Here is a 13,557-nt window from a genome sequence, read left to right on the forward strand (position 1 = left end):
GCACAGCCCGCTGTCAGTGGCTACGGGTAGTTTGTGGTGACCGACAGGACTTTCAGAAGGGTTGGCCGTGGCTGATCTGTCACAGCTCGTGAAGGCGTACGACGTGCGGGGAGTCGTTCCCGACCAGTGGGACGAGACGCTGGCCGAGCTCTTCGGCGCCGCTTTCGTCCAGGTGACCGGGGCGAGCGCCATCGTGACGGGTCACGACATGCGGCCCACGTCCCCTGGCCTGTCGCGGGCCTTCGCGCGCGGAGCGGCCGCCCTCGGCGTGGACGTCACCGAGATCGGGCTGTGCTCGACCGACCAGCTGTACTACGCCTCCGGCGCGCTGAACCTGCCGGGCGCGATGTTCACGGCCTCCCACAATCCCGCCCAGTACAACGGCATCAAGCTGTGCCGCGCGGGCGCCGCGCCGGTCGGCCAGGACACCGGGCTCGCCGAGATCCGCGAACTGGTCGAGCGGTGGAGCGAGTCGGGCGCCCCGGAGCCGGCGGCCTCGACGGGGACGATCACCGGGCGGGACACGCTGGAGGACTACGCGGCCCACCTGCTCTCCCTCGTCGACCTGACCTCCATCCGCCCCCTGAAGGTCGTCGTCGACGCGGGCAACGGCATGGGCGGCCACACCGTCCCGACCGTCTTCTCCGGACTGCCCCTGGACACCGTCCCGATGTACTTCGAGCTGGACGGCACCTTCCCGAACCACGAGGCCAACCCCCTGGACCCGGCCAACATCGTCGACCTCCAGAAGCGCGTCCGCGAGGAGGGGGCCGACCTCGGCATCGCCTTCGACGGTGACGCCGACCGCTGCTTCGTCGTCGACGAGCACGGCGACCCGGTCTCCCCGTCCGCCGTCACCGCCCTCGTGGCCTCCCGAGAGCTCGCCAGGCACGGCGGCAAGGGCACGGTCATCCACAACCTGATCACGTCCTGGTCGGTCCCGGAGGTCGTCGAGGAGAACGGCGGCACACCGGTACGCACACGCGTGGGCCACTCCTTCATCAAGGCCGAGATGGCGAGGACCGGCGCGATCTTCGGCGGCGAGCACTCAGCGCACTACTACTTCAAGGACTTCTGGAACGCCGACACGGGCATGCTGGCGGCCCTGCACGTCCTTGCCGCGCTGGGCGGCCAGGAGGGCCCGCTGTCGTCCCTGGTGGCCCAGTACGACCGCTACGTCGGCTCCGGCGAGATCAACTCCACGGTCGCCGACCAGACAGGCCGCCTGGAGGCCATCAGGGCGGCCTACGAGGGCCAGGAGGGCGTACAGCTCGACGAACTCGACGGCCTCACCATCACCACCCCCGACTGGTGGTTCAACGTCCGCCCCTCCAACACCGAACCCCTCCTGCGCCTGAACGCGGAGGCGAGGGACGAGGCGACGATGACGAAGGTCAGGGACGAGGTACTGGCGATCATCAGGGCCTGACGCAACTCCCGGACCGAGGCGTGTTCGTGGGCGGACCGGCGGGCGGTGCTGGGTGGGAGGCGCCGGCACGCATGCCCCGTCCCGGACCCCGCAGGGTTGCTGCGCACAAGGCGGTCGGCCCGAGCATTGAAGCTCGTCCGGCCCGTGAGTGCGGGGCGCCCCTCGAGGGCCGGCGGGGCCGGGTGGCGGGGCCTGGCCGGATTTTGAGGCGGATCCTCCCGAGGCCCGGGGCGGGCCCCGGCGGAGGTGCAGGGGCGGAGCCCAGGGCCCCAGTGGCCGCAGATCTGCGGCCATTCCGCCGCCCCTCGCGGGGCGGGGCCGGGGAGGGGGCCGGAGCGGAGCCCGGTGGGCCCGAGCGGTCGCAGATCCGCGCCAGTCCAGCCAGTCCACGGGACACGCCCCCTCGCCCCAGTCGCTGTCCGCGCGGCGCAGCCCCCGCGCGGGGGCGAAACCCGCGACGGGACCCCAACCGGCGACCTCGCCCCAAGCCCCGCGCCCAACTCTCCCCGGCGGTACCCTGACCAGGCACATCCGCACAAGCAGCCGTATCGCCCCGAAGGGAACCCCCATGCCGCTCGAAGCCGGCCTCCTGGAGATCCTCGCCTGCCCGGCCTGTCACGCCCCCCTCAAGGACCAGGACAGCGAGTTGATCTGCACCGGCCAGGACTGCGGCCTGGCGTACCCCGTCCGCGACGGCATCCCCGTTCTCCTCGTCGACGAGGCCCGCCGCCCCGCGTAATGCCCCATGCCCCGCTGTCGCCGTAGGCGGGACAGCGTCCCCGCTGCCGTGAGCGACAACGACACAGCGACCCACAGCGACCCCGGTGTCCCGGACCCGCGCGACCGGCGACACCCGGTGAAGCGACAAGCCGGCGTCCCGGAGACCCGGCGATCGGAGGCTGCCGCCCATGCTCGACGAATCGCTGCTGGACACCCCCGAGGCCCTCTCGGAGGCCGACCGCCGAGGCCTGCTCCGCGGCGCCGCGGAGGCCGGCGCCCGCGTCCGCACAGCGGCCCGGCTCGCCGTCGAGGCCGGGGTGAACGACCTCAAGCCCGACGGCCGCCCGCGCGCGATCCTCATCGCGGGCCCCGGCGCCGCCGCCACCCACGTTGCCGACCTCCTCGGCACGCTCGCCGGCGCCGGCAGCCCCGTCACCCGCCTCGCCCCCACCGGCGTCGCCCCCGCCGCGGGCGCCCTGCGCTGGGAACTCCCCGGCTGGGCGGGCTCGGTCGACCTGCTTCTGATCGCCACGCCCGACGGCACCGAGCCGGGCCTGTCCCTGCTCGCCGACCAGGCCTACCGCCGCGGTTGCACGGTCGTCGCCGTGGCCCCCGCCCGCACCCCGCTCTTCGAGGCGGTCGAGGGCGCCCACGGCCTGTTCGTGCCCATGGCGACCGCCCCGTACGAGCAGGACACATCCCTCACCGCATCCGCCCCCGGCGTCCTGTGGGCCCTGCTCACCCCGCTCCTCGCGATCCTCGACCGCACCGGCCTGCTCACCGCCCCGCCCGACACCCTCGAGAAGATCGCCGGTCGCCTCGACCACATCGCCGAGCGCTGCGGCCCCGCCATCGCGACCTACAGCAACCCGGCCAAGACCCTCGCCTCCGAACTGGCCGACGCGCTCCCCGTGATCTGGACCGAGGGCACCTCCGCGGGCCCCGCGGGCCGTCGTTTCGCCGCAGCCCTCGCCGAGCTCTCCGGCTGCCCGTCCGTGGTCTGCGAACTGCCCGAAGCCCTCGCCGCGCACAGCACGCTGCTCGCCGGACCGCTGGCCGCCAGCGCCGACCCCGACGACTTCTTCCGCGACCGTGTCGAGGAGTCCCCCGCGCTACGCGCACGCGTGGTGCTCCTTCGCGACCGTCCGATCGGCGGACTCAGCGCCGCCCCGGCCGCCCGTGACCTGGCCCTGAGCCACGACACGCCGATCAGCGAGCTGGAACCGGAGCCCGGGGGCGAGATCGAGACCCTCGCGGAACTGATCGCCGTCACGGATTTCGCCGCCGTTTACCTGGCGCTCGCCTCGGGAGCCTGACGTTGCCGGGACGCCCTGAAAGCCGTACGTAGAGAAAGAGCCTGATGGACCGCCTCGAGAACACCGTCCGCCCCTACGCCTGGGGATCCACCACCGCCATCCCCGAACTCCTCGGCATCCGGCCGACCGGTGAACCGCAGGCGGAGATGTGGATGGGCGCCCACCCGGGAGCCCCCTCACGCACCGGCCGGGGCAGCCTCGCCGAGGTCATCGACGCGGACCCGGTGAAGGAGCTCGGCGCCGAGGCGGTCGCCAGGTTCGGCCCCCGCCTGCCCTTCCTACTCAAGATCCTCGCCGCGGGCGCCCCGCTCTCCCTCCAGGTGCACCCCGACCTCGCCCAGGCGAAGGAGGGTTACGACGACGAGGAGCGCCGCGGCATCCCCGTCGACGCGGGCCACCGCAACTACAAGGACGCCAACCACAAGCCCGAACTGATCTGCGCGCTCACCGAGTTCGACGGCCTGTGCGGCTTCCGCGCACCCGCGCGCGCGGCCGAGCTGCTCGACGCGCTCGGCGTCGACTCCCTCAAGCCGTACGTCGACCTCCTGCACGCCCGCCCCGAGGAGGCGGCCCTGCGCGAGGTCCTGACGGCCGTCCTGACCGCCGACCGCGAGGAGATGGCCCACACGGTCACCGAGGCCGCGGCCGCCTGCGCCCGCCTCGGCGGCGACCACGCCCCCTACGCCGCCATCGCCCACCACTACCCGGGCGACCCGGGCGTCATCGCCGCGATGCTCCTCCACCACGTCCGGCTCCAGCCCGGCGAGGCTCTGTTCCTCGGCGCCGGCATCCCGCACGCCTACCTCAGCGGCCTCGGCGTCGAGATCATGGCCAACTCCGACAACGTCCTGCGCTGCGGCCTGACCCCCAAGCACGTCGACGTCCCCGAACTCCTGCGCATCGTCCGCTTCGAGGCCGCCGACCCGGGCGTACTGCGCCCCGAGGCGTCCCCCGACGGCGAGGAGGTCTACGAGACCCCCATCGACGAGTTCCGGCTGTCCCGGTATGTCCTTCCCGAGGGCGTCGCCCCGCACGACCTGACCCGTCCGACCCCGCAGATTGTGCTCTGCACGGCAGGTTCCGTGCGAGTCGGGGCAGACGAACTGAGCCCCGGCCAGTCGGTGTTCGTACCGGCGGGCGAGAAGGCCGAGGTGTCGGGCACGGGCACGGTCTTCCGGGCGACCGTGATCGTGTGACCGGCATGGACCACTGAGACGTGTGATCGTATGACCGGCCCTGTGGACGGCTGAGACGTCCGTGCCGGGCGGGGCTGCAAGAATGGCCCACCGGCAAAGGACGGGCAAAGAGCCTGGACGGCGTAGAGGCACTTGAGGCGAAGGGACAACGCGACCAGATGAGCGCGTCAGGCGGAACCAGGGCGATCGTGGCGGCACTCGGCGCCAACCTCGCGATCGCGGCATCGAAGTTCGTGGCGTTCGCGTTCAGCGGCTCGTCCTCGATGCTCGCCGAGGGCGTGCACTCGCTCGCCGACTCCGGAAACCAGTTCCTGCTGCTCGTCGGCGGCAAGAAGGCCCAGCGCGAGGCCACCCCGCAACACCCCTTCGGCTACGGCCGCGAGCGCTACATCTACGCCTTCCTGGTCTCCATCGTCCTCTTCTCGGTCGGTGGCATGTTCGCCGTCTACGAGGGCTACGAGAAGATCAAGCACCCGCACGAGATCGAGCGCTGGTACTGGCCGGTCGGCGTCCTCGTCTTCGCGATCATCGCCGAGGGCTTCTCCTTCCGGACGGCCATCAAGGAGTCCAACCCGCTGCGCGGCAACCTCTCCTGGAAGGAGTTCGTACGCCGTGCCAAGGCACCCGAGCTTCCGGTCGTGCTCCTGGAGGACTTCGGCGCACTCGTCGGCCTGGTCCTCGCCCTCGGCGGCGTCGGCCTGGCCCTGCTCACCGGCGACGGCGTCTGGGACGGCATCGGCACCCTGTGCATCGGCATCCTGCTCATCCTGATCGCCCTGGTCCTGGCGGCGGAGACCAAGTCCCTGCTGCTCGGCGAGGCCGCCGGCATCGAGGCGGTCCAGAAGATCGAGGCCGCGATCGTCGACGGCCACACCGTCACCGGCATCATCCACATGCGCACACTCCACCTCGGCCCCGAGGAACTGCTGGTCGCCGCCAAGATCGCCGTCCAGCACGACGACACGGCCGGCGAAGTCGCCTCCGCGATCAACGCGGCCGAGTCCCGCATCCGCGAGGCCGTCCCCATCGCCCGCGTCATCTACCTCGAACCGGACATCTACAGCGAGGCCGAGGCCCTCAAGGGCCCCGACCGCGAGGCGACCCCCGGGGGACCGGCACAGCACCCCGCCGAGCACTGATCACCGGCCCGGAGTGGCCGTACGGGCCCGCGTCCCCGCACCGGGGCGCGGGCCCTTCGCTCACCTGATCTCGCTCAGCACGTCCAGCACAGCCCTCTTGTCCGGCGCCGCGAGGAGCCGCTCCCGGAATCCGGTGTCCATCAGCCTGCGCGACAACAGAGCCAGGATGCGCAGGTGTTCGTCGCCCGCGGCCGCCTCCGGCACAGAGATCATGAAGACCAGCCTGGCCTTCGTACCGTCCAGGGAGCCCCACTCGATGCCTTCGGCGGACCGTGCGAACCCGACGACGGGCGCGGTCACGGCGTCCGTCTTGGCGTGCGGGATCGCTATCTCCTCCCCGAGTCCGGTGGTTCCCTGCTCCTCCCGCCGCAAGGCGGTGGCGACCAGCTCGTCCACGTCCACCACCTTGCCGGTCCGGGCGAGCAACGCCGCCATCTCCCGCACGGCCGCCGCCTTGTCCCGGGCATCGAGGCCGACCTTCACGGCCTGTTCGGTGAGATAGCCGGAGAGGACCTCGCGAGGGGCCTCGGCCGTGACACCTTCGTCGGCTGCTGCCGCGTGGACGCTGTTGGCTTTGGCCTCGGCGCCGCCTGTCCTGGCGGCCACATCGACGTCGACTTCAGCATCCGCATCCGCATAGGCCTCGGCACTGACGTCATGTTCCGCAGCTTTCGGGGGCTTGGTCACGACGGCGCTGGCGGCTTCTCCGGTCGCCGTAGCTTCAGCGTCCGCGCTCGCGTCGGACTCCGTGGTTTTGGGGGACTTGGCCGGTGTCGTCTCCGTGACGGGCGTGGGCGTGCTCAGCGGAGTGACGATTCGCTGTGCCACCACGGCACCGGCGGCTCCACCGGCCGCCGCACCGGCGCCCACGCCGACCAGCTCGGGCTCGAGCGGTTCGCCCACGCCCGGTCCGGTCACACCCGGCCCGGCCACCGGCGCCGCGCTCTTGCGCCGCCGCTCACTGATGTCGACGAGCATGACCGTCGTCAGCGCGGTGACCGCCGTGCCGATCAGCACGGCCACGAAGAACACCGGTACCCCGCTCACCGCACCCAGCACCGCCACGATCGGCCCGCCGTGCGGCACCGCGTCCTCGACCCCGGCGACACCGGCGATCGCGCCGGCCACCGCGCCACCGAGCATGTTGGCCGGGATGACCTGCGCCGGGCGCGCCGCCGCGAACGGGATCGCACCCTCGGAGATGCCGAAGCAGCCCATGAACAGCGCGGCCAGTCCGGTCTCCCGCTCCTGCTCGGTGTAGAGCCGCTTCCGTATCAGCGTGGCCAGGCCCTGCCCCAGCGGCATGACCGGGATCGCGGCCGCGCACATGCCCATGACCGTCTGGTTGCCGGTCGCGATCAGCCCCGTGCCGAACAGGAACGCCGTCTTGTTGACCGGGCCGCCCATGTCGAACGCGATCATGAGCCCCAGAATCGCCCCCAGCAGGATCGCGCTGGTGCCGGTCATCCCGCCGAGCCAGTCGGTGAGGTGCTCGAACACCCAGGAGATCGGCTTCCCGATGACGTAGATGAAGAACAGCCCGAGCGCCGTGGTCACGACGATCGGGATCACGATGATCGGCATGATCGGCTGTACGAACTTCGGGACCCTGACCTTCTTGATCCACAGCACGAGATACCCGGCGAGGAACCCGGTCACGATCGCCCCGATGAACCCGGCGCCCGCCTTCGAGTCGTACAGCGACCCCGTGTTCGCGATCCAGCCGCCGATCATGCCGGGGACGAGGGCCGGGCGGTCCCCGATGGCATGGGCGATGTATCCGGAAAGGATCGGCACCATCAGCGTGAAGCCGATGACGCCGATGTTGTTGACGTCCATCCAGAAGGAGTCCTTCGGGATGACCAGCCCGCCGGACGGGTCGGTGTGCCCGCCGAGCGAGAGCGAGATCGCGATCAGCAGGCCGCCGACCACCACGAACGGAATCATGTAGCTGACCCCGTTCATCAGCGCCTTGTAGCCGACGCTCCGCTCCTTGCCGCCGCCCGAGACGGAGGCGGCCGGCGTCTCGCCCGACGTGTGCACCGGCGCCGACCGCACCCGCTCGATCAACCGCTCAGGATGGTGAATCCCCTCCGCCACCCCCACGGTCAGAACCCGCTTGCCCACGAAACGGCTCAGGTCCACGTCCTTGTCCGCGGCGACGATGATGCCGTCCGCTGTGCTGACATCGTTGTCATCTAGGACGTTTTCAGCCCCGATCGATCCCTGCGTCTCCACCTTCATGTCGATGCCACGGCTCGCGGCGGCCTGCGCGAGCTTCTCCGCGGCCATGTACGTGTGCGCGATGCCGGTCGGGCACGCGGTCACCGCCAGCAGCTTCACCCGCTGTCGCTCTCTGCCGCCGCCCGTGGGGGGAGGTCCGGCCGGATTGGTCACGTCGATCTCCTTACGCCTTTGTCACGCGGAAACGCCGCCCCGGACGCCCCGCACAGATCGATCAGCTGTTCCGATCGCTTCACATCTCCCCTCACCTGCCCAGGCCGCCCAAGGAGCAAAAGTCCCCGGATGACCTGGTCGGTTGCCGCACGTTGCCGCTCGTTCCGCAGTTCGTACGCCGGTTGTCACCACCGTCACGGCACCCTGTCAGGACGGCTGACGACACCCGGCCCGCGTCCCGGACCACGGCCCGTGATCGGCCTGATGTATTCGGAGGCGGACTGGGGTGCCCCGGCCGACCGGTGTAGCTTGGGACGGAGCCAGACGTCGCTGCTGATGGCGGTCGGGCGGTCCCACCGCGGACCGACCGAGGGAGAGAGGGCCTCCGACGGACTGCGTTGCGCGCACCGGGCATGCCTATGTCCTCTTCGGGCACCCCTGTGTCCGCCGCCGCGCAGACCAGCCGTACCCACCTCTGCCCCAACCCCGAGGAGCACCTCGCAATGACGACTGTCGACAACCGACAGGACTTCAAGGTCGCCGACCTCTCCCTGGCCGAGTTCGGCCGCAAGGAGATCACTCTCGCCGAGCACGAGATGCCCGGCCTGATGGCGATCCGCAAGGAGTACGCCGAGGCGCAGCCGCTCGCCGGCGCCCGTGTCACCGGCTCCTTGCACATGACCGTGCAGACCGCCGTTCTCATCGAGACCCTGGCCGCCCTGGGCGCCGAGGTCCGCTGGGCGTCCTGCAACATCTTCTCCACGCAGGACCACGCGGCCGCCGCCATCGCCGTCGGCCCCAACGGCACGCCCGAGAACCCCCAGGGCATCCCGGTCTTCGCCTGGAAGGGCGAGACCCTGGAGGAGTACTGGTGGTGCACGGAGCAGGCGCTGACCTGGCCGAACACCCCCACCGGCGGCCCGAACATGATCCTGGACGACGGCGGTGACGCCACCCTCCTCGTCCACAAGGGCGTCGAGTACGAGAAGGCCGGCAAGGTCCCCTCGGTCGACACCGCCGAGAACGAGGAGCACCGGGTCGTCCTGGAGCTCCTGAACCGCACCATCACCGACGGCTCCCAGAAGTGGACCCAGCTCGCCTCGGAGATCCGCGGCGTGACCGAGGAGACCACGACCGGCGTCCATCGCCTGTACGAGATGCACCGCGACGGCACCCTCCTGTTCCCGGCGATCAACGTCAACGACGCCGTCACCAAGTCGAAGTTCGACAACAAGTACGGCTGCCGCCACTCCCTGATCGACGGCATCAACCGCGCCACCGACGTCCTCATCGGCGGCAAGACCGCGGTGGTCTGCGGCTACGGCGACGTGGGCAAGGGCTGCGCGGAGTCCCTGCGCGGCCAGGGCGCCCGCGTCATCGTCACCGAGATCGACCCGATCTGCGCCCTGCAGGCGGCGATGGACGGCTACCAGGTCACGACGCTGGACGAGGTCGTGGACAAGGCCGACATCTTCGTCACCACGACCGGCAACAAGGACATCATCATGGCCTCGGACATGGCCAAGATGAAGCACCAGGCGATCGTCGGCAACATCGGTCACTTCGACAACGAGATCGACATGGCCGGCCTCGCCCAGATCCCCGGCATCGTCAAGGACGAGGTCAAGCCGCAGGTCCACACCTGGACGTTCCCCGACGGCAAGGTGATCATCGTTCTGTCCGAGGGCCGCCTGCTGAACCTGGGCAACGCCACCGGTCACCCGTCGTTCGTGATGTCCAACTCCTTCGCGGACCAGACCCTGGCCCAGATCGAGCTGTTCACCAAGCCCGACGAGTACCCGACCGACGTCTACGTGCTGCCCAAGCACCTCGACGAGAAGGTCGCTCGCCTCCACCTGGACGCGCTCGGCGTGAAGCTGACCCAGCTGCGCCCGGAGCAGGCGGCGTACATCGGCGTCGAGGTCGACGGCCCGTACAAGTCGGACCACTACCGCTACTGAGCCGTACGGCACAGCAGTAGTACCTCCGAGGCAGGCCCCCGCACCCCCGTGTCGGGGGCCTGCCCCTTTGGCTTTGTGGACCCTTCTTCGGCCCTTCTCCCTCGCCGTGTGACCGTCAGGCCGGACAGCCCGTCAGAACCCAGGACACCCATGCCCCGCGGCCGTTATTCGCTTCACGATCCGCACGATCACACCCCCCTCGCGGAAGAACACTTCCAATGCGCCCCCGGCCCGTCCGGCTGGCGCTACGTCTCTCAACTGACCACCCCCGCGGGAGGTCACAGCGGCTCGGTCGACCTCACCCTCGACGAACTCGGCCGCCCCATCCGTCTCGAACTGCACGCCGGGAGCTGGCAGGTGCGCGGTGCCGCGCTCGACGGCGTCACCTGGGTCCGCACGGACCCCACCGGGACCCACGCCACGGAAGGCAATGTCCCCGCCCACGCCTTCACCGGCACATCCCCGGCGTTCCTCGTCGCCACCACCCGTCTCCTGCGCCTCACCCCCTCCGCGTCAGCGACTCGCGTACGCCTCGTGGCCTTCACGGAACCCGTCCTCGCCCCGCGCACCGTGGACCAGTCCTGGACCTTGCTGAAAAGAGAAGCACACGCCACTGACAACGGTCCGCTGACCGTGGAGGAATACCAGGTCACAGCGCTGGACACGGGCGAGCAGCACTCCGTGCACATCGCCGGGGACGTGGTCCTCGCAGCCCCCGGAATCGAGCTGGAGGACCTCGAGTCGCCGCCGTCGACGTTCCCCGAAACACCGCTCGACTGAACCGACCTCAGCGGATGCCCCCTCCGGCACCTGTGGGGTCGCGAGCACCGGCAGGATCACGCCGGCGGGACGAACCCTGAGGCAGGCCTTCCCTCCGACGGCACCGCGGGCAGGGGGCCGTCGGAGGACTCCGCGACCTGGACCCCAGGACGCTCCACGACCGGAGTCGCCTCGACGCCGTACGAGACAGGCGGCTGAGGAGAGGACGGATCGGCGGGCCGCGCCCCCGGATAGGGGTAGCCGGCCTGCATCCCGAACGCAGGCCCGGGCACCACGCCAGGAGACGCCCCGGCCCCCGCCGTAACGCCGCCGAAGGCCCGCCGGGACTCACGGGCCTGCCGCTCCTGCACCACCGCCGCCAGATACGCACCGGGCGGTACGTCCCGCGGCACCGGAGCCCCCGTACGCGCCGCGAGATCGGACGCCAGCCGCTCCGCCATGGCCCAGCCGACCTGGGGATCGAGTTGGTGCATCCGCGTCAGGTACTGACGGATGGCAAGCCACAGGCCATCGGGAACCGCCGACAGATCGAGTGGGGAGAACCGGCCGGCCAGCCAGGGCGGAGGCGGCGGCACGAATCCGCTGGGTGCCACGGGAATCCGCTCCCGCACGACCAGCGTCCCCGCGAACACATCACCGAGCCGGCGCCCACGCGCCGAGACAAGCGAGGCGATACAGGCCACGACTCCGAACGTCATCAGAATCTCGACCACACCGATCGCGCCCCGCACCAGCGCATGCCGGAACCGGATGGGCCCGCCGTCGTCCCGCACCACGCGGAGCCCCACAGCGAGCTTCCCCAACGACCGACCATGGCTGAGCGTCTCGACCGCGATCGGTCCACCCACCAGGACGAGCAGGAACGCGGCGATGGACAGCGCCACCTGGGCCGCGTCGTCCAAAGACGCGGAAGCGGCCACCACCGCGACGGTCACGGCGATGTACACGACCACGGCCCCGATCAGATCGATCAGCACGGCCAACGCCCTGCTGGGCAGCCTCGCGGGGCGCAACTCAAGCGCCACCGCCTCGCCCGTCACCAGCTCACTCACGCCCGCCGTCCTTCCCTGACCTGCCTCGTGAACGACCAGTCTGCCAAGCTGAGGACGCATCGCGCCGCAGTACGACAAGCTGACATCCATGACGGACCGCCGACGATCAGCCGAGGAGCAGGCAAACCGATGGACCTCGACGTCTTCGTCACCGCCCACCGAGCCGAGTGGGACCGCCTCGACGCCCTGCTCCGGCGCCAGCGCCGCCTCAACGGCGCCGAGACGGACGAACTCGTCGCCCTCTACCAGCGCACCGCCACTCACCTCTCCCTGATCCAGTCCAGCGCCCCCGACCCCCAGCTCACCGGCCGGCTCAGCCAACTCGTGGCACGCGCGCGTAGTGCCGTCACAGGAACCCGCCGCGCCTCTTGGCGCGATGTCACCCGCTTCCTGGCATACGGCTTCCCCGCCGCGGTTTACCGATCGCGGCACTGGTGGGTGCCCACCGCGCTGCTGTCCACGGTCGTCGCAGCCCTCCTTGGCTGGTGGATCGGCACCCATCCAGAGGTGCAGTCCTCCATCGCGGCCCCCAGCGAACTGCGTGAGCTCACCCGCCCCGGCGGCCAGTACGAGACGTACTACTCCAGCCATCCCGCCGCGTCCTTCGCCGCCCAGGTCTGGACGAACAACGCACAGGCCGCTGCAACATGCCTGGTCCTGGGCATCTTCCTGGGCCTCCCGGTCCTCTGGATCCTGTTCCAGAACATGCTCAACCTCGGTGTGGGCGTCGGCCTGATGTCCTCGGCCGGCCGCCTCGACACCTTTCTCGGCCTCGTACTCCCGCACGGACTCCTCGAACTCACCGCGGTGTTCGTCGCCGCCGGCACAGGTCTGCGTCTCGGCTGGACCCTGATCGATCCGGGGCCCCGCTCCCGACGCACCGCCCTCGCGGAGGAGGGCCGAGCCGCTGTGGGCATGGCGATAGGCCTCGCCCTGGTCCTGTTCATCTCGGGCGCCATAGAAGGCTTCGTCACGCCCTCGGGCCTGCCCACCTGGGCCCGCATAGCCATCGGGATCGTCGCGGAGCTGACCTTCCTCGCCTACGTCTTTGTCCTGGGCGGACGAGCGGCGCGTGCGGGCGACACGGGCGACGTCGAGGCAGCCGAACGCAGCGCCACCGTCCCTACTGCTGCTTGATGTGCGGGGGACCGTACCGAGCTGCTACTGTCTCCTTCGCCCCACAGGAGCCGTTGACACGGACGCTGTGGGGAGGTAGATTCGAACAGTTGCCTGGAGCCGGGGTCATCCCGCTCGGCAGCGGTGAGTGTCTGTCTGCTTCTGGAAATCCTGATTTCGAAGAAGCTACTTCCCGATAAATCGGAAACAGATGGCCGGTCAGTCCGGCCTGAAACTTCTGATAATGTCGGGAGCGCCGGAAAGGGAAACGCGAGAGCGGGAACCTGGAAAGCACCGAGGAAATCGGAACCGGAAACGGTCTGATAGAGTCGGAAACGCAAGACCGAAGGGAAACTGCCCGGAGGAAAGCCCGAGAGGGTGAGTACAAAGGAAGCGTCCGTTCCTTGAGAACTCAACAGCGTGCCAAAAATCAACGCCAGATATGTTGATA

General features: G+C 70.2%; 10 protein-coding genes. 8 read left to right on the plus strand and 2 right to left on the minus strand.

The window, feature by feature from the left end:
* Nucleotides 1–61 precede the first annotated feature (61 nt).
* The 5 genes from ACIRP7_RS05260 to ACIRP7_RS05280 all read left to right on the plus strand — a co-directional run bounded on the left by ACIRP7_RS05260 (nt 62) and on the right by ACIRP7_RS05280 (nt 5,800).
* On the plus strand, nt 62–1,429 hold the full coding sequence (locus tag ACIRP7_RS05260) for a phosphomannomutase/phosphoglucomutase (RefSeq protein WP_403654173.1): 1,368 nt from the start codon (nt 62–64) through the stop codon (nt 1,427–1,429).
* 568 nt (nt 1,430–1,997) lie between these two features.
* Nucleotides 1,998–2,168, plus strand: coding sequence for a Trm112 family protein (locus ACIRP7_RS05265; RefSeq protein ID WP_403654176.1), 171 nt, complete (start codon nt 1,998–2,000; stop codon nt 2,166–2,168).
* A gap of 169 nt (nt 2,169–2,337) precedes the next feature.
* The gene (locus ACIRP7_RS05270) at nt 2,338–3,465 is read left to right on the plus strand and encodes an SIS domain-containing protein (protein WP_403654179.1); all 1,128 of its coding nucleotides are present in this window, start codon (nt 2,338–2,340) and stop codon (nt 3,463–3,465) included.
* A gap of 44 nt (nt 3,466–3,509) precedes the next feature.
* Nucleotides 3,510–4,661, plus strand: coding sequence for a mannose-6-phosphate isomerase, class I (gene manA / locus ACIRP7_RS05275; protein WP_403654182.1), 1,152 nt, complete (start codon nt 3,510–3,512; stop codon nt 4,659–4,661).
* Between the two features lie 158 nt (nt 4,662–4,819).
* On the plus strand, nt 4,820–5,800 hold the full coding sequence (locus ACIRP7_RS05280; protein WP_403654185.1) for a cation diffusion facilitator family transporter: 981 nt from the start codon (nt 4,820–4,822) through the stop codon (nt 5,798–5,800).
* Between the two features lie 60 nt (nt 5,801–5,860).
* Here the strand turns inward: ACIRP7_RS05280 and ACIRP7_RS05285 are convergent, their stop codons facing one another.
* A complete protein-coding gene (locus ACIRP7_RS05285; protein WP_403654188.1) occupies nt 5,861–8,197 on the minus strand; it encodes a fructose-specific PTS transporter subunit EIIC in 2,337 nt (778 codons plus the stop codon).
* 503 nt (nt 8,198–8,700) lie between these two features.
* Between ACIRP7_RS05285 and ahcY the strand changes: the two genes are divergently transcribed.
* Nucleotides 8,701–10,158: an adenosylhomocysteinase gene (ahcY, locus tag ACIRP7_RS05290; RefSeq protein WP_403654191.1), complete on the plus strand. Its 1,458-nt coding sequence runs from the start codon at nt 8,701–8,703 to the stop codon at nt 10,156–10,158.
* A 150-nt stretch (nt 10,159–10,308) separates the two neighbouring features.
* Entirely contained in the window at nt 10,309–10,938 is a 630-nt protein-coding gene (locus ACIRP7_RS05295) for a hypothetical protein (protein ID WP_403654194.1), read from the plus strand.
* A 56-nt stretch (nt 10,939–10,994) separates the two neighbouring features.
* Here the strand turns inward: ACIRP7_RS05295 and ACIRP7_RS05300 are convergent, their stop codons facing one another.
* Nucleotides 10,995–11,990, minus strand: coding sequence for an RDD family protein (locus ACIRP7_RS05300; protein WP_403654197.1), 996 nt, complete (start codon nt 11,988–11,990; stop codon nt 10,995–10,997).
* Between the two features lie 129 nt (nt 11,991–12,119).
* Between ACIRP7_RS05300 and ACIRP7_RS05305 the strand changes: the two genes are divergently transcribed.
* Complete coding sequence (locus tag ACIRP7_RS05305; RefSeq protein ID WP_403654200.1) at nt 12,120–13,127, plus strand: stage II sporulation protein M; 1,008 nt, start codon at nt 12,120–12,122, stop codon at nt 13,125–13,127.
* Nucleotides 13,128–13,557 lie beyond the last annotated feature (430 nt).

This window comes from Streptomyces sp. NPDC102270 (genome assembly GCF_044766405.1).
GTDB lineage: Bacteria > Actinomycetota > Actinomycetes > Streptomycetales > Streptomycetaceae > Streptomyces.

What these genes read in the sequence shown, in the direction of transcription:
- ACIRP7_RS05265 (WP_403654176.1), top strand. Translation starts at nt 1,998, where the DNA reads ATGCCGCTCGAAGCCGGCCTCCTGGAGATCCTCGCCTGCCCGGCCTGT.
- ACIRP7_RS05270 (WP_403654179.1), top strand. Translation starts at nt 2,338, where the DNA reads ATGCTCGACGAATCGCTGCTGGACACCCCCGAGGCCCTCTCGGAGGCC.
- manA (WP_403654182.1), top strand. Translation starts at nt 3,510, where the DNA reads ATGGACCGCCTCGAGAACACCGTCCGCCCCTACGCCTGGGGATCCACC.
- ACIRP7_RS05280 (WP_403654185.1), top strand. Translation starts at nt 4,820, where the DNA reads ATGAGCGCGTCAGGCGGAACCAGGGCGATCGTGGCGGCACTCGGCGCC.
- ahcY (WP_403654191.1), top strand. Translation starts at nt 8,701, where the DNA reads ATGACGACTGTCGACAACCGACAGGACTTCAAGGTCGCCGACCTCTCC.
- ACIRP7_RS05295 (WP_403654194.1), top strand. Translation starts at nt 10,309, where the DNA reads ATGCCCCGCGGCCGTTATTCGCTTCACGATCCGCACGATCACACCCCC.
- ACIRP7_RS05305 (WP_403654200.1), top strand. Translation starts at nt 12,120, where the DNA reads ATGGACCTCGACGTCTTCGTCACCGCCCACCGAGCCGAGTGGGACCGC.